The following is a 24672-nucleotide window of genomic DNA, read 5'->3' on the forward strand; positions in this document are numbered from 1 at the left end:
CACAGGCGCGTGTATTGCCACCACGGGCTCCGGGAAGCGGTAGAATGAAAAAGGATTCCGGACACGTCCGCTTGCGTGTCACCCCGGCAGTAAGCCGACTCCCCCGGGTGACCGCGCATCGGGGCACTCACGACGGTGACGGGCACGGTAGGGGCAGCATGAAGTTGACGGCCTCCCCCGCCGCGTGTCCGCGGCAGGAGGATTTCGCAGTTGTCCTACGACGCTAGCTCAATCACCGTACTCGAAGGACTTGAGGCGGTTCGCAAACGCCCGGGTATGTATATCGGCTCCACCGGTGAGCGCGGCCTGCACCACCTCGTCTACGAGATCGTGGACAACGCGGTGGACGAGGCGCTGGCCGGTTTCGCCACCAGGATCGACATCTCGCTGCTGGCCGACGGCGGCGTGCGCGTCGTCGACAACGGCCGCGGCATCCCCACGGGCATCCACCCTGTGGAGAAGCGCTCGGCCGTCGAGGTCGTGCTGACCACGCTCCACGCGGGCGGCAAGTTCGACAGCCAGTCCTACGCGGTCTCCGGCGGCCTGCACGGCGTCGGCTCGGCCGTCGTCAACGCGCTGTCCACCGCCATGGACGTCGAGGTCAAGCAGAACGGCCACTACTGGCGGCAGCGCTACGAGCACTCCAAGCCCACCGCGCCGCTGGCCCAGGGCGAGGAGACCGACGAGACCGGCACGACGATCACGTTCTGGCCCGATCCCGACGTCTTCGAGACCACCACCTGGAACTACGAGACGCTCTCGCGCCGGTTCCAGGAGACGGCCTTCCTCAACAAGGGCCTGACGATCACGTTCACCGACGAGCGGCCCGACCACGTCAACGGCGAGCCCCACACGGTCGAATACCACTACGAGGGCGGCCTGGCCGACTTCGTCAAGCACCTCAACGCCAAGAAGGAGGCGGCGCACGCGTCGATCGTCTCCTTCGAGGAGGAGGGCGACGGCATCGCGGTCGACATCGCCATGCAGTGGAACAACTCCTACTCGGAGTCGGTCTACACGTTCGCCAACATGATCAACACGGCTGAGGGCGGCACCCACGAGGAGGGCTTCCGCGCGGCGCTGACGACCATCGTCAACCGCTACGCGCGCGAGCAGAAGTTCCTCAAGGAGGGCAAGGACGACAACCTCTCCGGCGAGGACGTCCGCGAGGGCCTGACCGCGATCATCTCGGTCAAGCTGTCCGACCCGCAGTTCGAGGGCCAGACCAAGACCAAGCTGGGCAACACCGAGGCCAAGTCGTTCGTGCAGAAGGCCTGCAACGACCACCTGCGCGACTGGTTCGAGCGCAACCCCGGCGAGGCCAAGGACATCATCAACAAGTCGCTGCAGGCCAGCCGCGCCCGCCTGGCGGCCCGCCAGGCCCGCGACCTGACCCGGCGCAAGTCGCTCCTGGAGTCCGGCAGCGGCCTTCCCGGCAAGCTGGCCGACTGCCAGTGGAACGACCCGGAGAAGTGCGAGCTGTTCATCGTCGAGGGCGACTCGGCCGGCGGCTCGGCCAAGGGCGGCCGCGACTCGCGCTTCCAGGCGATCCTGCCCATCCGCGGCAAGATCCTCAACGTCGAGAAGGCGCGGATCGACAAGGTCCTGAAGAACAACGAGGTCCAGGCGCTCATCACCGCCCTGGGCACCGGCGTGCACGACGAGTTCGACATCGCCAAGCTGCGTTACCACAAGGTGATCCTGATGGCCGACGCCGACGTCGACGGCCAGCACATCAACACCCTGCTGCTGACGCTGCTGTTCAGGTTCATGCGGCCGCTGATCGAGGCCGGGCACGTCTACCTGTCGTGCCCGCCGCTCTACAAGATCAAGTGGGACCGGAAGGGCGAGGACGCCTCCTACGCCTACTCCGACGCCGAGCGCGACGCGGTCATCAACGACGGCATCGCGCAGGGCAAGGCAGACCCGCGCCCGCGGGACAACGTCCAGCGGTTCAAGGGCCTCGGCGAGATGAACGCCGGCCAGCTCTGGGAGACCACCATGAACCCGGCGACGCGACTGCTGCGCCTGGTCACGCTCGACGACGCGGCCCAGGCCGACGACCTGTTCAGCGTGCTCATGGGCGAGGACGTCGAGGCGCGGCGCGACTTCATCATCCGCAACGCGCGCGACGTTCGCTTCCTCGACGTTTAAGAAGGACCTAAACCTGTGACGGACGTGAACACCACTCCCCCGGCTGACCGCATCGAACCGGTGGACATCCAGTCCGAGATGCAGCGCAGTTACATGGACTACGCGATGTCCGTCATCGTGTCCAGGGCGCTGCCTGACGTGCGCGACGGTCTCAAGCCGGTGCACCGGCGGGTGCTCTACGCGATGTACGACGGTGGCTACCGTCCCGACCGCGGCTACTTCAAGTGCGCCCGCGTCGTCGGCGACGTGATGGGCACCTACCACCCCCACGGCGACACCTCGATCTACGACGCGCTGGTCCGCCTGGCCCAGCCGTGGTCGCTGCGCTATCCCCTGGTCGACGGGCAGGGCAACTTCGGCTCGCCGGGCAACGACCCGGCGGCCGCGATGCGGTACACCGAGTGCAAGCTCGCGCCCATCGCCATGGAGATGCTGCGCGACATCGACAAGGACACCGTCGACTTCCGCCCGAACTACGACGGCAAGTCGCAGGAGCCCGACGTCCTGCCGGCGCGGTTCCCGCAGCTGCTGGTCAACGGCTCGGGCGGCATCGCGGTCGGCATGGCCACCAACATCCCGCCGCACAACCTGCGCGAGGTCTCGGCCGCCGTCCGGTGGTACCTGGAGAACCCCGAGGCCGACGACGAGGAGCTGCTGGAAGCCTCGATCAGGCTGGTCAAGGGGCCCGACTTCCCGACCAAGGCGCTGATCGTCGGACGCCGGGGCATCGAGGACGCGTACCGCACCGGGCGCGGCTCGATCACCATGCGCGCGGTCGTCGAGGTCGAGGAGGACAAGGGCCGGCAGGCGCTCGTCGTCACCGAGCTGCCGTACCAGGTCAACCCGGACAACCTGGCGTTGAAGATCGCCGAGCTGGTGCGCGAGGGCAAGCTCTCGGGCATCGCCGACGTACGCGACGAGAGCTCCTCGCGGGTCGGGCAGCGCCTGGTGATCGTGCTCAAGCGCGACGCGGTCGCCAAGGTCGTGCTCAACAACCTTTACAAGCACACCCAGCTCCAGGACACCTTCGGCGCCAACATGCTGGCGCTGGTCGACGGCGTGCCGCGCACGCTGCGGCTCGACCAGTTCATCCGCCACTACGTGGCCCACCAGGTCGAGGTCATCGTCCGCCGGACGCGTTACCTGCTGCGCAAGGCCGAGGAGCGCGCGCACATCCTGCGCGGGCTGCTGAGGGCCCTTGAGCGGCTCGACGACGTCATCGCCCTCATCCGGGCCTCGGAGTCGGCCTCGCACGCCCAGCAGGGCCTCATGGGGCTCCTGGAGATCGACGAGATCCAGGCGCAGGCCATCCTGGACATGCAGCTGCGCAAGCTGGCCGCCCTGGAGCGGCAGGCCATCCAGGACGAGTACGACGGCCTGATGGCCCAGATCGCCGAGTACAACTCGATCCTGGCCAGCGAGGCCCGCCAGCGCGAGATCATCGGCGACGAGCTGACCGAGGTCGTCAACCGTTACGGCGACGAGCGCAAGACCGAGATCATCGCCTACGACGGCGACATGTCGATCGAGGACCTCATCGCCGAGGAGGAGATCGTCGTCACGATCACCCGCGGCGGTTATGCCAAGCGCACCCGTACCGACCTCTACCGGGCGCAGAAGCGGGGCGGCAAGGGCGTGCGCGGCGCCCAGCTGCGCCAGGACGACATCGTCGACCACTTCTTCGTCACCACGACGCACCACTGGCTGCTGTTCTTCACGAACAAGGGCCGGGTGTACCGGGTCAAGGCGTACGAGCTGCCTGATGCCGGGCGTGACGCCCGTGGCATGCATCTCGCGAACCTTTTGGCCATGCAGCCCGACGAAACAGTCATGGAAGTTCTCGACCTCCGCGACTACGACGTCGCCCCCTACCTGGTGCTCGCCACGCGCAGCGGCCTGGTCAAGAAGACGCGCCTGTCCGAGTACGACTCCCCCAGGTCGGGCGGTCTGATCGCGATCAACCTGCGCGAGGACGACGAGGTCATCGGCGCCCGCCTGGTCTCCGAGACCGACGATCTGCTGCTCGTCTCCAAGGGCGCGCAGTCGATCAGGTTCACCGCCTCCGACGAGGCGCTGCGGCCCATGGGCCGCGCGACCAGCGGTGTCATCGGCATGAGGTTCCTCGAAGGAGACGAACTTCTCGCCATGAATCGGATCGCCGACGGTCAAGATGTGCTTATCGCCACGAAGGCTGGGTACGCAAAACGGACGCCAGTGGAGCAGTATCCAGTTCAAGGACGTGGCGGTAGGGGCGTGCTGACTGCGAAAATCGTGAGTTCCCGTGGCAAGCTGGTCGGAGCCGTCATGGTCAACCCAGAGGACGAGGTCTTCGCGATCACGTCCGCCGGCGGGGTGATCCGGACGAGTGCCGGCGAGATCAAGCAGTCCGGCCGCCAGACCATGGGAGTGCGATTGATGAACCTCGCCGAAGGCGACAGCGTGGTTGCCCTCGCCCGGAACGCGGAGTCGATGGAGACTCCGGTGGAGAATGAGGAAGACGGGGGAGGAGAGTAAATCATGAGCGCCCAGGGTGGCACCGCCAGAGCCCAGGCGGCGTCGGGTAACGGACAGCAGCCGAAGAAGTCCACTGAGCCGGAAATCTTCAATTCGGTCGACGGCGAGCAGGACAGGACGCCCGCGAAGGGCGCCGCCGCTCAGCCCCGCTCCAAGGACGAGCCGCAGGCGGAGGGCAACGAGACGGTGCGCCTCCGTCCGTCGCTCACCAGTGAGGCACCTCCGCCCGTCGAGATGCCCAAGAAGAAGTCGTCGAACAACGCGGGGTCCAGGCTGCCCCGCAAGGCACACCTGGTGTTGCGCCGCATCGAGCCGTGGTCGGCCATGAAGTTCAGCTTCGTGGTGTCCCTGGTCTGCTTCGTGGTGCTCTTCGTGGCAGTGGCCGTCCTGTACGGCGTGCTGTCGGCCCTGGGGGTGTTCGACTCACTCGTCGACCTGGTCAACCAGCTCGGCAAGGGTGAGCAGGGACAGAGCTCGATCCCGATCAACATCGCCTCGTGGTTCGAGCCGGTGCGCATCCTCGGGTACACCGCGCTGATCGGCGCCGTGAACGTGGTGCTGATCACCGCTCTGTCCACGCTGGGCGCGGTCATCTACAACATCGCCTCCGACCTGGTCGGGGGCGTTGAGGTGACGTTCAGCGAGGCCGAATAGCAGGTTCGGGCGGGGGCTCGTGCCGTACCGGGGTGGCTGGTACGGCACGAGCAGCCCGTCGGACACGGTAAGCTTTTCTCGTCCGAACAACTGGTTCGCCTCCAAGAGGCGAATGCGATACCGTTCGGTGTGCGGGGCTATAGCTCAGACGGTTAGAGCGCTTCCCTGATAAGGAAGAGGTCCCAGGTTCAAGTCCTGGTAGCCCCACAGTTTCTCAATGCAGAGGCCGTTTCCCGGAGATCGGGGGACGGCCTTTTGAGTGTTTGCCATCAATGTGCCGCCACGAGTGTCAGTCTCCAGGTGCCAGTGATCGATTCGCATTGACATCGGCTGGGGGCGCGGCGGCGCTGGGCGAGGTCGAATGATGGGCGGGTCGAACGATCCGCCGGCGGGCCCATCACTCGATCCCCTACGACCACTGACCCGGCTGAGGGCCTGCTCGTCTCGGGCGGAACGGCGGGAGCGCGCGGGCTCGCCTCCTACTTGCGGTACTTCGTGAGCGTCACGTCCAGGCGTGCGGCGTTCCTGTACATGCCGGCGTCGATCGGGATGGCCTCGTCGACGACGTCTGTGTAGGCGCCGGAAGGCACGCCGTCGGGATGAGCCGCCACAATGGTCCTGCCCGGCGCGTAGTACCTGGCCTCACCGATCGCCGCGGCCAGGTCGGAGTCCGAGCTCACCACCAGCGCCGCCTCGCACGCCTTGGTGCACAGGTCACCGACCAAGTGCGCCGCCAGCCGCACGTCGACCTGCTTCTCCTTGAAGCTGCCGGTCTTGTCGTCGTACTTGGTCTTCCCCATGAACGGCTGGAACTGCTTGCCGTAGACGCGGATGGTGTCCTGTTCGAACTGCTTCTGATCCACTCCGGCCTGGCCGCTCAGCGCGGTGGTGAAGTACTTCACCCTGATCAGCTTGCCGTTGTACGCCTTCAGTACCTGGTTGCACATTCTGACGACGTCCACACGCCAGTAGTCGGGGCCCGCACTCTCGCAGATCCCGTAGTAGAGGTTGGCCGCGTCGATGTAGGCGATCCATCTGCTGTCGCTGTTCAGGATGGCCGCGGCCGCTCCATATGAGGTGGCCATGATCGCTTCCCCTCGTTCCGTCGATTGAGGTGTACGGCACCCCGTCCGCGTACGCATTGCAACCGTCGGCGATAGCAATACGTTGGATTCCTGATTACCGCCCAGCAGGCTACGGAGCGGACCTGCCGTAGCATTGGCGCGACTTGATCAACTGAGGGTGATATGAGCAGATACGTTGCGGCCATTGCCGTCGTCTCGTCGCTCCTGGCCGGTTGTGCAATTTCGTTTTCAGGGCAGGAAGGGGAGTCGCCGCCTCGCTTCTCGATCGATCCGCCCCCTGTCAATCGCGCGCTCGCGGATCTTACGAAAAGCGCCAAAGGCAAGGTGTTGCTTCATCATGTCGATGAGCAGGGGCGGACTGACCGCTGGACCACGAAGCTCAAGATGAGAGCATCGTTTCGCCTTGAGGTGGACTGCGTTGGAGCGAGCGGGACGATAATCGTCCGCGTAGGCAGAACTCAGCTCCCTCATCAGTGCTCCATCGAGCCTGGCGGTGTGCGCGTCAGCATGATCCCCGACGACGCGGCTGTCCGGAGCGTCAAGGTCGAGGCGCCCGAGGGTGCCCAATGGGCGATTCTCATTTGGCAGCTGCCGCCAGAGTTGGCAAGCCGCGCTGGTGATCAGTGATCGCGCTGATGAGGAAAGGCCCCAGATTCGGGTCGATGAGGCTGGGGCGGTCCGCAGGGCGTTCGTAGGATCGGGTGCATGGGGATGTTCGTCTCGGTCAGAGGGTGGCTTGAGCTGGGATTCGCCCAGAAGCCGGACGCCGAGCGCGTCATCGCGGACGACGACCCCTACTCCGGCGGCTGGGCGTGGCCGACGAAGTCCTTCAACTGGACGCTCTACCTGTTCTACGGGGGCGACGTCAGAGAGGGCGCGCTGCACGAGATCCGGGCCAAGGTCGAGCGACTGGCCGCCCTGCCGCCGGTGGACGAGGACGGAGACCGTCCGCGGGGGATCTTCGTGGTCACCGACGAGCGCGGCCGGGCGCGATGCTGGCACGTCCGTGAAGGGGTGGTCCTCGACGTCCCGGCGCCGGACTTCGGGTGGTTGGCGAGCTAGTACCGGAACCGGCCTTCACCACCGGCACGCGGTGGCAGAATGTCGCGGATGTCGAGGGCGGGGTCGTTGTGGCGGCAGCGGGATTTCGTGCTCCTGTGGGGCAGCCAGACCACCAGTTCGCTCGGGAACGAGATCTCCTATCTGGCATTACCCCTGGTCGCGGGGCTCGTCTTGGACGCCTCGCCGGTGGAGCTCGGGCTGCTGACGGCGGCGCGGCGGTTGCCGGTGCTGTTCGCGTCGTTGCCGGCGGGGGCCCTGAGCGATCGGTGGCGCAAGCGGCCGGTGATGATCGTCGCGTTCCTGGTGTCCGGGTGCGCGATGGGGACGGTGCCCCTGGCGGCCGCGGCCGGAGGGCTCACGCTCGGGCAGCTCTACGCCGTGGCGCTGGTGGTCGCGACGTGTGAGGTGTTCTTCACGCCCGCCTACCAGACGTACCCGCTGACGTTGCTCGGGCCTGAGCGGTTGATGGAAGGGAATGCCAAGCTCACCAGCACGGTCACGGTGGCGGGGATGGCGGGGCAGCCGATCGGCGGGGTGTTGATCTCGCTGTTCGGGCCGGCCAAGGCGGTGCTCGCCGACGCGCTGTCCTATCTGGTGGGCGCGCTCGCGCTGGCGTTGATCTGGTCGCCGGAGGCCAGGCCGGAGCGGAAGGAGCGGGCCCCTCGGCTGCGCGAGCAGATCGCGGAGGGGCTGCGGTACGTCGTCCGCCATCGTGTGATCGGGCCGCTGGTGCTCTACATGGCCACGGTCAGCTTCTGCATCGCCGGGCTGAGCGCGCTGGAGGTCAACTACGTCGTACGGGAGCTCGGCTGGTCGGGCCTGGCGACCGGCCTGGTGTTCGGGGTGAGCATGGCCGGCGGGCTGGCGGCCGGGGCGATCGCGGGGCCGCTCACCGAGCGGTACGGCATGCCGCGCGTGCTGCTCGGGGCCGCCTTCGCGTACCCGTTGTGCAGCGGGTCGATCGGGCTGGTGGGGCCGGGACTGGCCGGGCAGCTGGTGGTGGGCGTCTCGTGGACGTTGATGATCATCGTCACGCTCGTCTTCCAGAGCACCCAGCGCAGTCTGCGGCAGCTTCTGACGCCCAAGGAGATGCAGGGGCGGCTGGCGGCCACGTCCCGCTGGCTCACCTGGGCCGCCACGCCGGTCGGCGCGGTCCTCGCCGGGGCGCTGGCCGGCGGGATCGGCATGCGCGGCACGCTTGTCGTGTTCTCGGCCGGGATGCTGGCCGGTCCGGTGGTCATGTGGTGCTCGCCGCTGCGCACGTCCCGGTGGGAGATCGAGCGGGACGTACGTACGGCGACGGCGGGGTAGCTCCGGGATCGCCGGGTCACACGGCGAAGAGCAGGGCGGCGTTGACGAGGAGGGCGACGGCGGTCGCGAAGTGCACGCCGAAGGCGACCGCCTTGGTGCCGCCGTTGCGGAGCACGATCAGGGTGTCGCCGAGAGGCAGCAGCGCGACGATCAGCATGAACCAGGCTTCGGCCTGGGCGCCGACGAAGGCCAGCAGGGCCAGGCCGAGCAGCCCGTACGTGCCGTCGCGCAGCCCCTTGATGGTCAGGTAGGCGCGGTCGCCGTCCTGCTTGGCGGGGACGCCGTAACCGGCGGCCGCGGCGACCGGGACGAACAGGAAGCGCGCGCCGATGAACACGACCAGCAGGTTGAGGGCGATGGCGAGGCCGTAGGCAAGGGTAGTGAGCATGTCCGTCTCCAGGAGCTAGCGTTGCTAGGAACGAGGACGACGCTAGCAGAACGATGACAGAAGCGCTAGCGGTGCTAGGATCGCAAGCATGTCGATACAGGCGCGCCGGGAGCGCGAACGTGCGGAACGCGAGAAGCTGATCATCACGGCCGCCTGCGAGCTGGCCGAGGCCGAGGGCTGGGAGGCGGTGACGACGCGGCGGCTGGCCGAGCGCATCGAGTACAGCCAGCCGGTGCTCTACAGCCACTTCAAGGGCAAGGGCGCGATCATGGCGGCCGTGGCCGTGGAGGGGTGCGTGATCCTCGCGGACGAGCTGCGCGCGGCCCGTACCGCGGCTCCGGACGCCGGCAGCGCCCTCGCGGCCGTCGGCGCGGCCTACACGGCGTTCGCCGAGCGGCGTCCGGCGCTCTACGACGTCATCTTCAGCCAGAACGTCGACCTGCCGTTCGCCACGCCGGAGGCTCCGGCGGCCCTGCACGCGGCCTTCGGCGAGCTGGTCGAGGGGCTGCGCCCGCACGCCGGCGAGGGGGAGGACCTGGGCCTGCTCACCGAGACCTACTGGGCCGCCCTGCACGGGCTGGTCACGCTCATGCGCGGCAAGCGACTGCCGGCCGAGCAGCACGAACGCAGGCTGGAGCTGCTGCTGAAGCGGTTCGCGGCCTGACGGTTTGACCTTGTCACCGGCGTCAACGTCTACCCTCGTTGCCCGCACGTCGACGAGAACGGACGACCCCGTGAGCACCCACCGCACCACCCTGGTCGAGCTGGACCAGAGCTTCTTCGACGCCCTGGTGGCCAACGACCACGACCGCCTGAAGGACCTGCTGGCGGACGACTTCGTCCTGGTGGGGGTCGAGGACGGCGCGGTCGCCGGCAAGGACGTCCTGCTCGACCTGGTGACGTCGGGCAGCCTGCGGTTCCCGAAGATCGACTCGTTCCCCGACGAGGCCATCGTGCGGGTGATCGGGGACGTCGGGATCGTCGTGGGGCGTACGGGGATGAACTTCACGAACCCCGATGGCAGCACGTTCAGCGCCGGCAGCCGGTACACGCACGTGTACGCCGTCGGCCCCGACGCAGGCTGGCGGCTGGTCTCGGCGCAGGGCACGGCCATCAAGGCGTGACCTGGTCACGCCTTGGCGGAAAGCCGGGTCAGCCGCCTTCCGGTTTCCGCCATTCCACGGTGACCTTGAGGTGGGCCTCCCCCGTCGATTCGGCGACGACCACGCCGGCCTTGGCGGTCAGCTTCATCCCGAACTCGACCGCGACCACATCCGGCGGCTCGGGGCATGACCGCATGCGGCGCAGGACGTCGGTGGCGAAGGTCTGGACGCGCTGGAGGCCCGCGCCCAGCGCCTCCGGCATGCGTTCGACGGCCGCGCGGGTCCGTCCGGCGGGAAGCGGCTCGTCGCCGGGCCGCTCGTTGACCTCCACGAGCACGGTGCCGCCGTCGTCGAGGGGCACCTCAAGGAAGTAGCGCACGGTTGCCTCCTGTCCTGGGACAGGTGCAAGCATGGTGGACGGGCCCGCCCGGTGCAGGCTGTTTCCCCGCGCAGAGGGCGCGAAGTTATCCACAGGTTGGGGATGGTTGTCCACAGTAGTGGACAAGTCGGAAATCATTGACATGATGTCTGGATTGTTTTACCTTCCGTGCTTGTGATGTCGTACGAGGAAAAGGGCGCCTGGGTCTATCTCGTGGCGACGGCCGGCGCCTACGTGGCCTACGTCATCGTCATCCTGAGCCGGGCCGGCGACGGCCCGGTCAGCGCCGTCCCCTATGTCGCGCCGATGGTGTGGGCGATCGGGATCAGCATCGTCCTGTCGATCGTGGGCCGTATCGTGGTCGAGATCGTGAAGCCCAGCGAGAGTCACAAGAGCGACGTGCGAGACAGGGAAATCAACCGTTCCGGCCAACATGTCGGAGGCGTCGTGCTCGCCGCCTCCATGGTGGTCCCCCTTGGCCTGACCATGGCGGAAGCCGACCATTTCTGGATCGCCAACGCCATTTACGCCGCGCTCGTCCTGTCCACTCTGGTGGCCACCCCGCTGCGGCTGCTCGCCTACCGGAGGGGCCTGTAGGCATGGGCAAACCGACCAAGGTGACCAACTCCATCAGGGCCCTGCGGTTCGCGCACGGGGAGATGACGCAGGCCGAGCTGGCCCAGCGGGTCGGCGTCACGCGGCAGACCGTCATCGCCATCGAGCAGGGCCGCTATTCACCCTCTCTTGAGGTGGCCTTTCAGATCGCCCGGGTGTTCCGGGTGCCCCTGGACGACGTCTTCCAGTATCCGGACGCCGACGGCTAGTTATCCACAGGCGCGTCGGTTTTCCACAGGCTGTCGAGAGCGGTGGCGACGGCCGCGATGGAGTCGTGCGCGGAGCGGATGCGGGCGGTCTGGGTCTCGTCCGTCCAGCCGAGCCGCAGGCCCTCCTCGGCCAGCGCGTCGAAGGCCGTGAACGCGGCCAGTTTCTGGCGCAGGACCTTCGACCAGGCGTCGTCCTCGATGCGGTAGTAGACGTTGCGCTCCCCCGGCCTGCGCAGCTTGTGGACGAGCCTGATCGACGTCAGCAGCTGCATGGTCGTCGTCAGGGACGCGCGGCTCGCGCCGATGGCGTCGGCGATGTCGGAGGCCGTCTGCGCGGGTGGGTCGCAGACCATCAGCCAGCCCAGGACGCGGCCGGTGATCGGGGCCAGCCCCCACTCCTCGGAGACGAAGTCCGCCACCCGCTCGACCCAGTCGAGCACCTGCTCCCGGCCCGGACCGTCCGGCGACTGCATGTGGGACCCTCTCCATCGACATCGCTCTGTGTGAGTCGTCAAATACTAGGAGCAACGAGGGGTGGGCTGCTAATGCTGGATCCATGATCGTCGTCATGTGGCCGCTGCTGCTGCTCCCCCTGGTCCTGCCCGAGCCGACCTCGGTCGTCCGGGCCCGGAGCGAGTTGCGGGAGCTGGTCGTCGCCGAGGCGCGTTCGCTGAGGGGGTATTCGCACGAGCGGTTCATGCCGTCCTGGACCGAGGCGGAGGGTGCGTGCGACACGCGGGAGGTCGTCCTGCGGCGTGACGCCGTGTCCGTGACGACGGACCTCGACTGCGAGGCCGTCCACGGCACCTGGTTCAGCGAGTACGACGGCCTGACCCTGCACAGCGAGGAGCAGATCGACGTCGACCACCTCGTGCCGCTGGCCAACGCCTGGGTCTCCGGCGCGAACGCCTGGACCGACGAGCAGCGGCAGGCGTTCGCCAACGATCTCACCAGGCCCGAGCTCATCGCCGTCAGCGAGTCGGTCAACCTGGACAAGGCCGGCGGCAGCCCGGCGACGTGGCGGCCACCGCGCAGGTCGTACTGGTGCACGTACGCGCGGGCCTGGATCACGGTGAAACACCACTACGGGCTGACCGTCACCCACCGGGAGAAACGGGCCCTCATCCGCATGTTGCGCACCTGCCTCAGCGGTCGGCCATCCGCCTGAGCTGCTGCTCCCTGGCCCCGGCGTCGCCCGGCAGGCCGCGCTCGGCCAGCAGCCCGGCGACGCGCTCGCGGACCTCGACGGGATGGCGGCCGTCGTACTTGAACTTGGCGCGCGCCTCCACCACCGCCAGCCGCAGCCCGCGCAGGCCGGGCAGCTGCCGGTGGTAGGGCCCCTCGCCGGCCGCCACGACGCCGTGCGCGCCGTCGGGCTGGAAGTGGGCGAGCTGGCGGCGCAGGATCTCGGCCTTGCCCTCGGGGTCGTCCACCACCTCGGCCCGGCAGGTGAGCTGGACGGAGGCGTAATAGCTGGTGGGCACGCCGGTCTCGGGGTCGCCTGTCCGCCACCCGCCGGGGATGTAGGCGTAGTCGTCGTGCACGCTCAGCAGGACCGCCGGATCACGTTCGATCGCCGCCCACACCGGGTTGGGCCTGGCCAGGTGGAGCAGCACCTCCCCGGCGGCGGCGTCGAAGAGGAAGTGGGTGGGGACGACGACGGGCGGGCCGCCGTCGGGGGCGTTCGCGGCCAGCTGGCCGAAGTCGCGGGTGGCCAGCCAGGTGTGCCACTCGTCGTCGTCCCGTGCCGCGTCCCAGGGATGAATGAGCACGTGAAACCCTCCCGCCCAGCTTTGTATTAGTACATAATGTACTTTGTGTCAGAAACATACAGGATCGTCGGTGGGACGGCCAGCGAGATCGCGGCGGGCGTCGAGGCTGCCGTGTCCGCGGGCCTGCTGCCTCCCGGGACGCACCTGCCGCCCGTGCGCGAGGTGGCCGCCACGGCCGAGGTCAGCCCGAACACCGCCGCGGCCGCGTACCGGCTGCTGCGGGAGCGCGGGATCGTCGAGACGGCGGGCCGGCGCGGCACGCGGGTCCGGCCGCGCCCGGCCACCACGACCCGCGAGGAGATCCGCATCGAGGTGCCGCCGGGCGTGCGCGACCTGTCGCACGGCAACCCCGATCCGGCCCTGCTGCCGCCGCTGCACGAGGCGCTCGCCGCCGCCGCCAGGGCGCACGAGCAGCGTCCGGCCATGTACGGCACGGGCGACGACGAGGAGCTGCTCTCGCTGGCCGCCGCCCGTCTGCGCGCGGACGGCGTGCCCGCCGCGCCGCTGGCGATCACCTCCGGCACCCTCGACGCGGTGGAACGCGTCCTGAACGCCCACCTTCGTCCCGGCGACGCGATCGGCGTCGAGGACCCCGGCTGGACTGCCCTGCTCGACCTGGTCGCCGCCCTGGGCCTGCGGCCGGTCCCGATGCGGCTGGACGACGAGGGCCCGCTGCCGGACGAGCTCGACCGGGCGTTGCGGGCGGGCGTACGAGCGGTGGTGATCACCGCCCGCGCCCAGAACCCCACCGGCGCGGCCGTCACCGCCCGGCGGGCCGCGGACCTGCGTGCCCTGCTCGCCACCCGTCCCGACGTGGTGCTGATCGAGGACGACCACGGCGCGAGCCTGGTGGACCTCCCCCTCCATCCCCTGGCCGGCGTGACCACCCGCTGGCTGCTCACCCGCTCGACGGCCAAGGCGTTCGGCCCCGACCTGCGGCTGGCGCTGGTCACCGGCGATCCCGTCACGCTCGACCGGCTGCGCGGGCGGCAGCGGCTGGCCGCCGGCTGGGTCAGCCATCTGCTGCAGCGCGCGGTCGCCCACCTGTGGCGTGCACAGGCTGTGGACACCGCGGCCGTGGCCGCCGCGTACGCCGGGCGGCGGGACGGCCTGATCGACGCGCTGGCCGCGCGTGGCCTGCGGGCGCACGGCCGCAGCGGGCTCAACGTCTGGGTCCCGGTCGCCGACGAGACCACCGCCGTCACCCGGCTGCTGGCCCTCGGCTGGGCGGCCGCGCCCGGCGCCCGCAACCGCGTCCGCACGCCGCCCGCGCTGCGGCTGACGGTCTCCACGCTGCGGCCCGACGAGCTGCCGCGCCTGGCCGGCGACCTGGCCGCCGCCCTGCGCCCGCCCACGGCCGGCCGGTACGGCTGACGGCCTGGACGGGCCCCGCGATCAGCGGTTCGGCTCCAGGGACATCGCCGGGCACGGCTCGGGGCGGCGGGGGCGGCGCGGGCGGCGTACCGAGTGGGCCAGCACGCCCAGCGCGCCCACGATGAGCACGAGCAGGGCCGCCCTGGTGGCCGCGGGCCAGCCGGCGTCCAGGGAGCCGAAGAAGACCGCGCCGGTGATCGTGCCGCCGAGCACGCCGCCGGTCTCCTGGACGGTCCCCAGCACCCCGGCCGCCGCGCCCGCCCGCTCCCGGCGTACGGACGCGAGGACCGACGACAGCAGCGGCGACATGACCAGCCCCATCCCCGCGCCCACCACCAGCAGCGCGCCCGCCACCAGGTACGGCGACTCCCCCGCCTGGAGGAGCAGCCCGAGCCCGAGCAGCAGCGCCAGCGGGCCGGCCGGGCGCGGCACCCGGGCCGCGCGCGGCGAGGCCAGGAAGAAGCCCGCGTTCAGCGCCGTGCACACCGCCCCGGCGGCCAGGGGACCGAGGCCGAGGCCGTCCTGGAGGTGGAGGGCGAGCACGAACGACAGGCCCGCGGACGTGCCGAACAGCAGCGCGACCGCCGCCAGCCCGGACGTGAACCCCTTCTCGCCGAACACCGCCAGGTCCAGCAGCGGTTCCCGGCCGGTCGCCGCCAGCCGCCGCTGCCGCCGGACGAACGCCGCCAGCATGAGCGCCGCGCCGCCCAGGCACGGCCACGTCCACTGCGGCCAGCCCTCCTCGCGGCCCTGGACCAGCGGCAGCACGACGCCTGCCAGCCCCGCCGCGACCAGCGCCGCCCCCGGCAGGTCGAGCCCCGCACGCGACCCGGCCCCGGCGACGCGGGGGACCAGCCGCCCGGTCAGCGCCAGCGCGGCCAGTCCGATCGGCACGTTGACCAGGAAGCACGCCCGCCAGCCGAGCCCGAGGGGATCGGCCGCCACCACCAGCCCGCCCACGACCTGGCCGCTCATCCCGGCCAGGCCCACCACCGTGCCGTACCAGCCGAACGCCCTGGCCCGGCCCGCGCCCGGGAACAGCGTCCCGATCAGCGTCAGGACCTGCGGCGCGAGCAGCGCCGCCGCGACGCCCTGCGCCACCCGGGCGAGCACCAGCGCGGCGGCGTCCGGCGCGCCGCCGCAGGCCGCCGAGGCGAGCGTGAACAGGGCCAGCCCGGCGGCGAAGAGCCGGCGCGGCCCGTACAGGTCGCCGAGCCGCCCCGAGACGATCAGGCCCGCCGCGTACGCCAGCCCGTACCCGGCGACCACGAACTGGCTCGCCGCGTCGCCCGCTCCCAGGTCGGCGCGGATCGAGGGCACGGCCACGTTCGCGACGAAGAAGTCGAGCGTGGTCATGAACACCGCGACCAGCACCACGGGCAGGGCCGCCCAGCGAGGACGGAGGGACATCAGGGACTCCAGGGGAGGGAGGAACCGGGCGGTGGAAGAACACCGGCGGACGCCGGACGGTTGACCTCACCCTGGAGCCAGGCGATTACGGTTTCCTGCTGATGAGCTACGGATTGAGCGCCATAATGACGCTCAATGCCGAAATTTCAGGGGTTGGGGGAGTTTGCCGCAGCGATCGCCCCCGTCATCGACGCGGCCCACGTCGACGTGCACGCCGCCGCCCGCAGAGCCGTCCTGGACCTGACCGAGCGCTCCGGCCTGACCAGCGGCCTCCTCAACGACCTGCGCTTCGTGCTCCCCCTGCGCCCGGTGACCGCGGCCGCGCTCGCCGCCGTCCACCGGTACGGCGACGTCGCCGAAGGCGTCGGCGTCCATCTGCGCGAGGGCGCGCTCGAACGGGACGCCGCCGGGGCGTTGCGGCTCACCTCCGAGGGACGGGCGTTCGTGGACGGCCTGTACGCCGCGCACGCCGAGGCGGCCGGCCGCGTCTGGGCGGGCCACGACGTGGCCGGTCTCGCCGTGGCGGTGGGCGGGGTGCTCGACCGGGCCGTACGCGTGCCGGGCGGCGCCCTGGAGGTGATGGCGCCGCCGTACGAGCCGGACGCCGCCCCCGACGGCCTGCTGCTGTTCAACCGGCTCGCCGCGCTGCGCTACCACCGGGCCGACGCGCACGCCGAGTCCTGGCGGGCGGCCGGGCTGACCGCAGACGGGATCGTCGCGCTGAAGGACGGTCCCGTCCGGGCCGCGATCGAGGCCGAGACGAACCGGCGGGCCGCCGACCCGTACCGGGCCATGACGGACGACGACCGCCAGACCCTGTACTCGGGCCTCTTGAGCCTTGTCTAGAGCGCCGCGAGCAGGCGGCCCACCTGCGTGCGGTCGTTGACCCCCAGCTTCTCGTAGGCCGCCTGGAGATGGTTGGCCGCCGTACGGGTGGACAGCGTCAGCCGGTCGGCGATCTGCCGGTTCGTCAGCCCGGCCGCCGCCAGCTTGACGATCTCCCGCTGGCGCGGCGTGAGCTCCGGCGTGGCCAGCTCGACCAGCGCCGGCGTCGAGACCCCCGGGCACCGCCTGGCCAGCGCCCACGCCCTGGTCTGCGCCCCTCTGGCCAGCGTGCCGCGGCCGTCCCGGCGGTGGGCCGCCGACTCCTGGGCGAGGGCCTCGGCGGCGTACAGGATCAGGCCGAGCCGTTCGAACTCGGCGGCGACGTCCCGCAGCTCGGCGGGGTCGCCCGCGGCCCGCGCGTGCCGGGCGAACAGTCCGGCCAGCGGCCCGTCCACCCGTTCGGCGAGCGCGGCCAGCCGCCGGGCCGCCAGGGCGGGCGCGCCCAGCCGCACCAGGTCGTGCAGCGCGAACATCAGGTACCCGGACTGCTCGTGCCGCTCGGCCAGCCCGGCGGCCGTCAGGCACAGGCTCACCGCCTGGTCCAGGTCGCCCGCCGAGGCCGTCACCCAGACCGCGGCCTGCAACAGCGGCTGCCGGGTGAACGCCCACCGCGAGGCCGGCCCCTCGGCCTCGGCCAGCGCGGACCGCGCCGCCGCCGTCTCCCCCAGCAGCGCCCGCGCGTGGGCCAGCTCGGCCAGGCAGCGCCCCCGGTACGGCGTCCCGGGCGGCAGCCGGGCCGCGTCCTGCCTGGCCCAGCGGGCCGCGCCGGCCGCGTCGCCGCGCAGCCTGCCGACCATCGCCCGGTACGCCCCGAACCCCGACACCGACAGCTCGGCCGCCGCCGGTTCCATGGCCTCCGCGGCCGTCCGCGCCGCCGCGTCCAGGCGGCCGGAGAACACCTGGGCGGCGCAGCGCGCGTCCAGCAGCGCCGGCAGTGCGTGCGGGGCGTCGTCGTCCCAGTCGTCCCGGCCCGCGAGGGCCCGTCCGGCCACGGCGAGCGCGCTCTCCGTACGCCCGGAGTAGGCGTCGGTCCAGGACTCCAGCGCGGCCGCGTGCGCCGCGCCGCGCACGGTCGCCGGCCCGCACGCGCGCGCCCGCGCCAGGGCGTCCGCGGCCCCGGCCAGCCGGCCGGCGAAGAAGTCGGCGACGCCCCGGTAGACGTGCGCCTCCTGCCGCCAGGCCGGCTCGGTCAGCGACCCGGCGGCCAGGTCGAGCACCCGGCACGCCTCGGCGTCCGCGCCCGCCCAGGCGAGGTTCATGCCCAGGCTGAAGGCGTGCTGGGCGCGCTCGCCCTCGGTGACGGCGTTCCTGGCCGCCTGCCGCAGCGCCGCCAGCGCCGCGTCCTGGTCGCCCAGCACCATCAGCACCTGGCCGAGCAGCGCGACCGCCGCCACGCCCGCGCCCGCCTCGATCGCGGCCCTGGCCAGCCGGGCGGCCAGCCTGGGGTCACGCCTGGCCCAGGCCAGGCCCGCGGCCGACAACAACAGCTCCGGCGCGGCGGCCGACCCGCTGTCCAGCCGCCAGACGGCCGCGCGCAGCTCGTCCTCGCGCCGTCGCAGGCCGCCGGCCTCCAGGGCCTCGGCCAGCGTCCGCAGCCGCCGCCTGGCCCGCAGGGTGCCGCAGTCGCCGCGGACCACCTCGCCGTACAGGGGGTGGCCGAGGCGTACCTGCTCGCGCCTGCCGTCGCCGGCGACCGTGACCAGGCCGCGGGCCTCGACCCGCTCCACCGCGCGCGGCGAGGTCAGCGCGACCAGCAGCTCCGCGCCCACCGGCTCGCCGTACGCCACCAGCTCCAGCACCTCCCGCTCGTCCTGGTCCAGGTGGCCGATCCGGGCGCCGACCAGCTCGCGCAGCCGGGTGGTCATCGACAGCTCGCCCCGCCAGCGCCACTCGCCGCCGCTCTCGGCCAGGCAGCCGGACGTGCGCCCGGCATGGACGACCTCGCGCAGGTAGAGCACGTTCCCGCCGGTGACGGCCGCCAGATGCCGGACGGTCCCCTCCGCCACCTCGCCGCCGAGCGCGCCCGCCAGCACCTGGCCGACCTCGTCGCGGCCGAGCGGCGGCAGCTCGACCCTGGTCAGCAGCTCGTCCTTCCACAGCGCGGCCACCGGCGCGGGCAGCGGGCCGCCCGTACGCACCGTGACCAGCACCCTGGCCTCCCCACCCGCGGCCAGGTAGTGCACCAGCGCCGCCGACGCCGCGTCCAGCCGGTGGGCGTCGTCCACGCTCACCAGCAGTTCTCCCTCTCCCCTGCGCAGGTGACGCGCGGCCCAGCGCAGCAGGTTCTCGCCGCCCCGCGGCGGCCCCGTCAACACATGGGCGAACGCCCCGAACGGGATCATCGACGCGGTCTCCGTGCCCAGCACGCGCACGACCTCGTACCCGTCGAGACCGGCCAGCGCCTGCGCGGCCAGCCTGCTCTTGCCGACGCCCGCCTCACCGGCGATCATCGCGCCCGCTCCCGACCGCAGCGCCGCGCGCACGGTCGCGATCGATCCCCCTCGCCCGACGAACGGCCATCCACTCCCCAGTTGCTCGCTCATCGTGCCTCCTCTCACCACAGATGGTGGCGAGCCGAGGTTCGCGCGAGGTTCAGGCGGGATCGCGGTTCAGGCCGGCCGCGTTCAGCAACAGGGTGATCACGGCGTCGGCGCCGCTGAACGGCACCGGCTCGCCCCCCACCTCTTCGAGCAGCCCGCGGAGCTGGCCGCCGGATTGCTCGGGCTCGACCAGCCGTACGATGACCGTCCTCATCTGATCACCATCGCCCCGGACGGTTCAGGTCTGGTTCAGGTGGGGTAGGGCGCGGGCTCGACCTCCAGCTCCCGCATGCGCTCGGCGTAGAGGTGGTAGCGCCTGCGGGCGTCGCCGCGCCGGCCCGCCAGGTCGAGCACGCGCACCAGGCCCAGGTGGGCGCGTTCGTCGTAGCCGTCGCGCTCCAGCAGGCGCAGCCAGTAGCGGGCGGCCTCGTCGTAGCGCCGCTCGCGGGTGCGCGCCGCGGCCAGCCGGGCGGCCGCCTGCACGTAGGCCAGCCGTGCCTGTTCGCGCAGGCCCACCGCCCAGTCGGCGTAGGGGTCCTCCTCGCAGAACTCGCCGCCGTACGCGCTCTCGGCCGCCGTCCACCGCTCCAGCGCCTCGGCGGCGCGGCCGGCCTGCTCCAGCCGTACGGCTCCGGCGGTCAGGTCGAGGAAGCGCTCGACGTCGACGTCGGCGTGCGCCAGATCCAGGCGCAGCGCGCCCTCCTCGGAGACCACGACGTCGTCGGCGGGCCGTTCGTGGGCCGGGTCGAGCACCGCGCGCAGCGTGGAGACCATGACGTTGAGCCGCCGCAGCCCGACCGCGTCGTCGCGCTGCTCGGGCCACAGGATCTCCACCAGCCGTTCCCTGCTGATCGCGCCGCCCCGGCGGCTGACCAGGATCTTCAGCAGGTCGCGGGCCTTGCGCGACTGCCAGGCCGTACGCGGTACCGGCGCCGCGCCGCGCAGCACCCGGAACGTTCCCATGGTCTCGATCACCACCGCCGCCCCCGGCGCGGGCGCCGCGCGGGCGATCAGCTCGTCGATCCGGTCGTCCAGCGCCCGGCAGCCGATCGCGTGCATCCGCTCGCGCACCCGTACGGCCACCTCGCCCCCGCTCACCGGGTCGGACAGGGCCGCCCGCACCAGCTCGGCCCTGGCCCGTCCGATCGGGTCGCCGAGCGCCGCCCACCCGCGCACCGCCTCGTCGGCCTGCGCGGGATCGCCGTCGAGCCGGGCGCGCAGCTCGTGCAGCACGGCCTGGGCCGCGTGGTCCCTGCGTTCCACGGCGATCGGCTCGGTCTCGCCGACCAGCCGGGCTGCCTCGTCACGACGGCCGGCGGCCAGGGCCACGTGCGCCGCGGCCACCCGCGCGGAGACCCCGGCGATGCCGCCGGCGTACGCCAGCGCCTGCTGGGCCACCTGGGCCGCCTCCTCGGGATCGTCCTCGGCCAGCAGCTCGGCCAGCGCGTTGAGCGCGTTGGAGCGGGTCTGCACCTCGCCCAGCGGCTCGGTCTCGGCGATCACCCGGCGGTAGACGGCGGCCGCCTGCCCGCGGTCGCCGCGCAGCGCGTGGATCTCGCCCAGCCGGACCAGCCCGACGCTGACCAGCCGCGACCCCATCGCCTCCCACCTGGCCACCGCGTCGGCGGCGTCGATCGCCGACTCCTCCAGCCGGCCGAGCCCGACCAGCGCCTTGGCCCGGTTGGCCACGTTGAGCGCGGCGTACGGCGCGAACGACACCAGGTCGCACAGCCTGCTCGCGGCCTCCGTCTCGGCCAGCGCCTCGGCGTAGGCGCCCTCGTCCAGATGACGGGAGGCCCGGTTGGCCCGGATCCTGATGAGCTGGACGACGTCGCCGGCGCGTTCGGCGTACTCCAGGGCGCGCAGGTAGTAGGCGTCGTTGGCGCGGCGGTCGCCGTCGAGGGCGGCGAGCATGGCCAGCACTGTGTTGGCCATCGCCAGCGCGCCGGGGTCGCCGAGACCGCCGGCCTGCTCCAGCGCCCGGTCGGCCAGCTCGGCGCAGCCCGCCCGGTCGCCCTTCAGCCACAGCACCGAGGCCATGGAGGCGGCGCACATGGCGGCGTCGGCGGGCGGCGAGCCGTAGGCGTGGCCCTTGGCGTACATGGTCATGGCGGCGTCGAGGTCGCCGCGCAGGTGGTCGATGAAGCCGAGGCGCCTGGCCACGAACGCGTCGAAGGCGGGGCCGTCGGCGACGCGGGCCAGCAGGTCGCGGGCGCGGGTCCAGTGGCCGCGGTTCTGCTCGGCGATGCCGGCCAGCCTGAGCATCGGCGGCGACCCTCTGGCCTGCTCGGGCAGCAGGTCGAGGGCCGCGATCACGTCGCCGCGCTCGGCCAGGCGGGGGCCGTGGGAGTTGAGCAGCGACGCGGCGAGGTCGGGGTGGGCGGTCGCGACGGCGGCGCGCAGGGCCAGCTCGGGCTGGTCGTGCTCGACGTACCAGCGGGCGGCGACGGCGGCCACGTCGTGGGCCTCGTGCCGGTCGAGCGGGGCGTGCCTGGCCAGGACGTGCCTGCTGGTCGAGGTCAGCCGGTGGCCGTCCTGGTCGGCCTCGATGAACAGGCCGCGGCTGGTCAGCGCCGCGAGCGTGTCGGGCGGCGCGCCGAGCGTGGCGGCCAGGCCGGACGTCAGCACCGGCAGGACGGTCGCCGCGCGCAGCAGCTCCCGCATGCCCGCCGGCAGGTCCTTGAACGCGGCGAGCGTCAGGTGTTCGAGCGTGGCCGAGTTGGCGGCCAGGCTCGCCGCGGTACGCGGCCAGCTCGCCGGCTCCTCGCGGGCCAGCGCGTCGAGGGCGGCCTGGACGGCGGCCGGCCAGCCCGCGCACGCCTCGTGCAACCTGGCGGCGATGCCCGCCCCCTGCTCGCCCAGCCGTTCCCTGGCCCAGGCGCCGGTCTCGGACGCGGTGAGCGCGAGGTCGGTGGCGTCGAGGTCGAGCACCTCGTGGTCCTGGCGCAGCCGGGCCGTCGGGAACGACAGCGGCGCCCGCGAGGCGGTGACCAGGTGCAGGTGCCGGGGCGCGGCGCGGACCAGCGTCTCGACGTAACGCACCGAGCCGGGCGCGCCGATGATCGCGTCGACGCCGTCGAAGACCAGCGCCAGCCCCCTCGTCAGCCGCCGGGCCAGCGCCTCGGCCAGCGCGCCCGCCAGCGCGGCGGCCCTGGACAGCTCGTCGGCGTCGGGCCCGAGCGGCGCCCCGGCCGCGGCCAGCAGGTCGGCGGGCAACCCCGGGACGGCCTCGGCCAGCGCCGACGCCACCGAGCCCGCCAGCGTCGGCAGGTCGCGGTCGGCGGGCCCGAGCAGGTGCAGGACGCCGCCCACGGCGTGGCTCCAACCGGCGAGCGCGATCGACTTCCCGTAGCCTGTAGAGGCCACGAGCGTGGTGAGCCTGTGCGTAAGCGCCCCGTCGAGCCGCCGGTCGAGGGCGGGACGGGGTTGCACCCACCCTCGTTCCACCCCCGCATGCTACGCCCGGGCTCGCGGGGGACTCCAGAGTTCGCAAAGTGCCACCTCCCGGTAACTGGCCGGTTGGCGCACTATGGTCGTACTTCATTTCCAGGAGGCACCGTGGAACAGGATCTGCCTGGCGGTGTGAGGCTGATCGTGGGGGTGGACGAGTCCCCGGCCTCGCGTTGGGCACTCGCCTGGGCCATCGGCGCGGCCAGGCTGCACCGGATGGCTCTGGTGGCCGTTCACGTCAGTCGTGCGCCCGTCCATCCCTTTCCCGAGGCGCTGCCCGTGCAGCACGCGATCCGGCAGGGCGAGGAGTCCCGCTGCGCGGAGGTGATCGCGGGCGTGTTCGAGGACGTCGCCGGGGGCGTGCCCGACGACCTGCGCGTAGCGACGCTCAGCAAGGTCGGCGACCCCGGCTACCACCTCGTCGATCTGGCCCGCGAGGGCGACCTGCTGGTGCTCGGCCGGGGGCGGCGGCGGCTGCTGAGCAGGATCCTGCTGCCCTCCACCAGCATGTACTGCGCCCGGCACGCCAAGACGACCGTCGTCATCGTGCAGCAGCCCTCGCCGCCGGACGATCCGGAGCTGACGGGGGACCGGGCGCGGCGGTTCTGGAGCCGGCGCAACTACTGACCGGGCGTGGCCGTCCTGAGGTTGTCGGTGAGCAGGCGCAGGCCGGGCCCGATGTCGCGCGGCCCGATCGCGCCGTAGCCGAGCACCAGGCCCGGCTGTGCCGGGGTCTCGCCGCAGTAGGCGTCGAGCTGCTCGACGGCCAGGTCCGGCACAGGGCCCAGGGACACGCCGGGGGCCAGGCGGGCGCACACGTGCAGGCCCGCGGCGGACGGGATCAGGCGCAGCCGCTCGTCCCCGGCCAGCGCCGCGGTGACCAGCTCGTGCCGGGCGGCGTACTCGCGGGTCGCCTTCCTGATGTGCCTGGCCAGCAGGCCCTCGTCGATGAAACGGGCCAGGGCGGCCTGCGTGGGCATGTCGCCGTGCCAGTCGGACAGCTGCCGCGCGGCGCACAGGGCCGGGCCGAGCGAGGCGGGGGCGACGAGGAAGCCGAGCCTGAGCATGGGCAGCAGGGTCTTCGAGAACGAGCCCACGTAGATCACCCGGCCCGACCGGTCGAGGCTCTGCAGGGGTTCGAGCGGGCGTTCGCCGAAGCGGAACTCGCTGTCGTAGTCGTCCTCGATCACCACGGCGGCGCGGCGTTCGGCCCACGCGAGCAGGGCGGCGCGGCGGGCCAGCGACATGGGCGTGCCCAGCGGGAACTGGTGTGAGGGCGTGACATAGACCAGGCTCGCCGAGCGGGGGATGGCCGCCACGTCCAGGCCCTCGGCGTCCACGGGCACGCCGATCACGCGGGCGCCGAGCGAGCTGAACAGCCGGCGGGCGGGCGGGTAGCCGGGCTCCTCGACGGCGACGGTCGTGCCGGGCTCGATGAGGACGCGGCCGATGAGATCGAGGGCCTGCTGAGCGCCGTTGGTGATCAGGACGTCGTCGGGCCCCGCGTGCACCGACCGACTGATCCCGATATGACGCGAAATAGCCTCACGTAGAGGCTTATAGCCGGACGAAGGCTCGTACGTCGCCAGCCCTACCCGCAGTTCCCTGGCCACCAGCCTGCGCCAGGTCTCCATCGGGAACAGCCGCGCGTCCGGCACGCCGACGCGGAAGTCGTACCGGGCGGGCGGCACCTCGACGGTCTCCCCGAGCTCCCGCCAGAACGCCCGCGGCCTGACCACCCCCTTGGGCGCGGCCCGGCCGCGCACC

The 24672-nt window shown here is 71.9% G+C and carries 24 protein-coding genes and 1 tRNA gene; 15 read left to right on the plus strand and 10 right to left on the minus strand.

What is annotated here, in order from left to right:
• Positions 1-210 precede the first annotated feature (210 nt).
• The 4 genes from gyrB to ACWCSD_RS09390 all read left to right on the plus strand — a co-directional run bounded on the left by gyrB (position 211) and on the right by ACWCSD_RS09390 (position 5529).
• On the plus strand, positions 211-2154 hold the full coding sequence (gene gyrB / locus ACWCSD_RS09375; RefSeq protein ID WP_387671800.1) for a DNA topoisomerase (ATP-hydrolyzing) subunit B: 1944 nt from the start codon (positions 211-213) through the stop codon (positions 2152-2154).
• Positions 2155-2169: 15 nt separating this feature from the next.
• On the plus strand, positions 2170-4668 hold the full coding sequence (gyrA, locus tag ACWCSD_RS09380; RefSeq protein WP_358291198.1) for a DNA gyrase subunit A: 2499 nt from the start codon (positions 2170-2172) through the stop codon (positions 4666-4668).
• 3 nt (positions 4669-4671) lie between these two features.
• Positions 4672-5322, plus strand: coding sequence for a DUF3566 domain-containing protein (locus ACWCSD_RS09385; protein WP_387671803.1), 651 nt, complete (start codon positions 4672-4674; stop codon positions 5320-5322).
• 133 nt (positions 5323-5455) lie between these two features.
• Positions 5456-5529 (plus strand) — tRNA-Ile (locus ACWCSD_RS09390).
• Between the two features lie 272 nt (positions 5530-5801).
• On the opposite strand, the gene ACWCSD_RS09395 is transcribed toward ACWCSD_RS09390, so the two are convergent.
• On the minus strand, positions 5802-6407 hold the full coding sequence (locus tag ACWCSD_RS09395; RefSeq protein WP_449913861.1) for an NYN domain-containing protein: 606 nt from the start codon (positions 6405-6407) through the stop codon (positions 5802-5804).
• A gap of 162 nt (positions 6408-6569) precedes the next feature.
• On the opposite strand from ACWCSD_RS09395, the gene ACWCSD_RS09400 reads away from it, so the two are divergent.
• The 3 genes from ACWCSD_RS09400 (at position 6570) to ACWCSD_RS09410 (ending at position 8780) form a co-directional block, all read left to right on the plus strand.
• Positions 6570-7034, plus strand: a complete 465-nt coding sequence (locus ACWCSD_RS09400) for a hypothetical protein (RefSeq protein WP_449913862.1) — start codon at positions 6570-6572, stop codon at positions 7032-7034.
• A 78-nt stretch (positions 7035-7112) separates the two neighbouring features.
• Positions 7113-7469: a hypothetical protein gene (locus ACWCSD_RS09405; RefSeq protein WP_397155104.1), complete on the plus strand. Its 357-nt coding sequence runs from the start codon at positions 7113-7115 to the stop codon at positions 7467-7469.
• 48 nt (positions 7470-7517) lie between these two features.
• Complete coding sequence (locus ACWCSD_RS09410) at positions 7518-8780, plus strand: MFS transporter (protein ID WP_449913864.1); 1263 nt, start codon at positions 7518-7520, stop codon at positions 8778-8780.
• Positions 8781-8796: 16 nt separating this feature from the next.
• On the opposite strand, the gene ACWCSD_RS09415 is transcribed toward ACWCSD_RS09410, so the two are convergent.
• Positions 8797-9168, minus strand: a complete 372-nt coding sequence (locus ACWCSD_RS09415) for a DUF4267 domain-containing protein (RefSeq protein ID WP_387671810.1) — start codon at positions 9166-9168, stop codon at positions 8797-8799.
• An 88-nt stretch (positions 9169-9256) separates the two neighbouring features.
• Here ACWCSD_RS09415 and ACWCSD_RS09420 point away from each other — a divergent pair, with 88 nt between their 5' ends.
• Both ACWCSD_RS09420 and ACWCSD_RS09425 read left to right on the plus strand, forming a co-directional pair.
• A complete protein-coding gene (locus ACWCSD_RS09420) occupies positions 9257-9832 on the plus strand; it encodes a TetR/AcrR family transcriptional regulator (RefSeq protein WP_397155100.1) in 576 nt (191 codons plus the stop codon).
• A gap of 70 nt (positions 9833-9902) precedes the next feature.
• Entirely contained in the window at positions 9903-10292 is a 390-nt protein-coding gene (locus ACWCSD_RS09425; protein WP_397155098.1) for a YybH family protein, read from the plus strand.
• A 28-nt stretch (positions 10293-10320) separates the two neighbouring features.
• On the opposite strand, the gene ACWCSD_RS09430 is transcribed toward ACWCSD_RS09425, so the two are convergent.
• Complete coding sequence (locus ACWCSD_RS09430) at positions 10321-10650, minus strand: CU044_2847 family protein (protein WP_449913867.1); 330 nt, start codon at positions 10648-10650, stop codon at positions 10321-10323.
• Between the two features lie 177 nt (positions 10651-10827).
• Between ACWCSD_RS09430 and ACWCSD_RS09435 the strand changes: the two genes are divergently transcribed.
• Together ACWCSD_RS09435 and ACWCSD_RS09440 are read left to right on the plus strand one after the other, a co-directional pair.
• The gene (locus tag ACWCSD_RS09435; protein WP_397155094.1) at positions 10828-11247 is read left to right on the plus strand and encodes a hypothetical protein; all 420 of its coding nucleotides are present in this window, start codon (positions 10828-10830) and stop codon (positions 11245-11247) included.
• 2 nt (positions 11248-11249) lie between these two features.
• A complete protein-coding gene (locus ACWCSD_RS09440; RefSeq protein WP_352324570.1) occupies positions 11250-11474 on the plus strand; it encodes a helix-turn-helix transcriptional regulator in 225 nt (74 codons plus the stop codon).
• On the opposite strand, the gene ACWCSD_RS09445 is transcribed toward ACWCSD_RS09440, so the two are convergent.
• A complete protein-coding gene (locus ACWCSD_RS09445; protein WP_358291173.1) occupies positions 11471-11947 on the minus strand; it encodes a GbsR/MarR family transcriptional regulator in 477 nt (158 codons plus the stop codon). The two genes, ACWCSD_RS09440 and ACWCSD_RS09445, sit on opposite strands and share 4 nt — an antisense overlap.
• An 83-nt stretch (positions 11948-12030) precedes the next feature.
• On the opposite strand from ACWCSD_RS09445, the gene ACWCSD_RS09450 reads away from it, so the two are divergent.
• Entirely contained in the window at positions 12031-12642 is a 612-nt protein-coding gene (locus ACWCSD_RS09450) for an HNH endonuclease family protein (protein WP_397155091.1), read from the plus strand.
• Here the strand turns inward: ACWCSD_RS09450 and ACWCSD_RS09455 are convergent.
• Positions 12620-13246 carry an FMN-binding negative transcriptional regulator gene (locus tag ACWCSD_RS09455; RefSeq protein ID WP_449913870.1) on the minus strand — a complete coding sequence of 209 codons (627 nt, stop codon included), beginning with the start codon at positions 13244-13246 and terminating at the stop codon, positions 12620-12622. The two genes, ACWCSD_RS09450 and ACWCSD_RS09455, sit on opposite strands and share 23 nt — an antisense overlap.
• A gap of 36 nt (positions 13247-13282) precedes the next feature.
• On the opposite strand from ACWCSD_RS09455, the gene ACWCSD_RS09460 reads away from it, so the two are divergent.
• A complete protein-coding gene (locus ACWCSD_RS09460) occupies positions 13283-14620 on the plus strand; it encodes an aminotransferase class I/II-fold pyridoxal phosphate-dependent enzyme (RefSeq protein WP_449913872.1) in 1338 nt (445 codons plus the stop codon).
• Positions 14621-14641: 21 nt separating this feature from the next.
• Here the strand turns inward: ACWCSD_RS09460 and ACWCSD_RS09465 are convergent, their stop codons facing one another.
• Positions 14642-16030: an MFS transporter gene (locus ACWCSD_RS09465; RefSeq protein ID WP_449913873.1), complete on the minus strand. Its 1389-nt coding sequence runs from the start codon at positions 16028-16030 to the stop codon at positions 14642-14644.
• Positions 16031-16183: 153 nt separating this feature from the next.
• On the opposite strand from ACWCSD_RS09465, the gene ACWCSD_RS09470 reads away from it, so the two are divergent.
• On the plus strand, positions 16184-16876 hold the full coding sequence (locus ACWCSD_RS09470; protein WP_449913874.1) for a hypothetical protein: 693 nt from the start codon (positions 16184-16186) through the stop codon (positions 16874-16876).
• Here the strand turns inward: ACWCSD_RS09470 and ACWCSD_RS09475 are convergent.
• Genes ACWCSD_RS09475 through ACWCSD_RS09485 form a run of 3 tightly spaced genes read right to left on the minus strand, consistent with a single transcriptional unit; the run spans position 16873 to position 22902 of the window.
• On the minus strand, positions 16873-19458 hold the full coding sequence (locus tag ACWCSD_RS09475; RefSeq protein WP_449913875.1) for a LuxR C-terminal-related transcriptional regulator: 2586 nt from the start codon (positions 19456-19458) through the stop codon (positions 16873-16875). The two genes, ACWCSD_RS09470 and ACWCSD_RS09475, sit on opposite strands and share 4 nt — an antisense overlap.
• 49 nt (positions 19459-19507) lie before the next feature.
• Positions 19508-19669, minus strand: coding sequence for a hypothetical protein (locus ACWCSD_RS09480; RefSeq protein WP_185844989.1), 162 nt, complete (start codon positions 19667-19669; stop codon positions 19508-19510).
• A gap of 35 nt (positions 19670-19704) precedes the next feature.
• Positions 19705-22902 carry a BTAD domain-containing putative transcriptional regulator gene (locus ACWCSD_RS09485; protein ID WP_449913877.1) on the minus strand — a complete coding sequence of 1066 codons (3198 nt, stop codon included), beginning with the start codon at positions 22900-22902 and terminating at the stop codon, positions 19705-19707.
• A gap of 111 nt (positions 22903-23013) precedes the next feature.
• Here ACWCSD_RS09485 and ACWCSD_RS09490 point away from each other — a divergent pair, with 111 nt between their 5' ends.
• Positions 23014-23532, plus strand: coding sequence for a universal stress protein (locus ACWCSD_RS09490; RefSeq protein ID WP_352362352.1), 519 nt, complete (start codon positions 23014-23016; stop codon positions 23530-23532).
• Here ACWCSD_RS09490 and ACWCSD_RS09495 read toward each other — a convergent pair.
• Positions 23526-24672: aminotransferase-like domain-containing protein (locus tag ACWCSD_RS09495; RefSeq protein WP_449913879.1), on the minus strand; the 1147-nt coding region annotated here is incomplete at its 5' end. The two genes, ACWCSD_RS09490 and ACWCSD_RS09495, sit on opposite strands and share 7 nt — an antisense overlap.

This window comes from Nonomuraea sp. NPDC001684 (genome assembly GCF_053596515.1).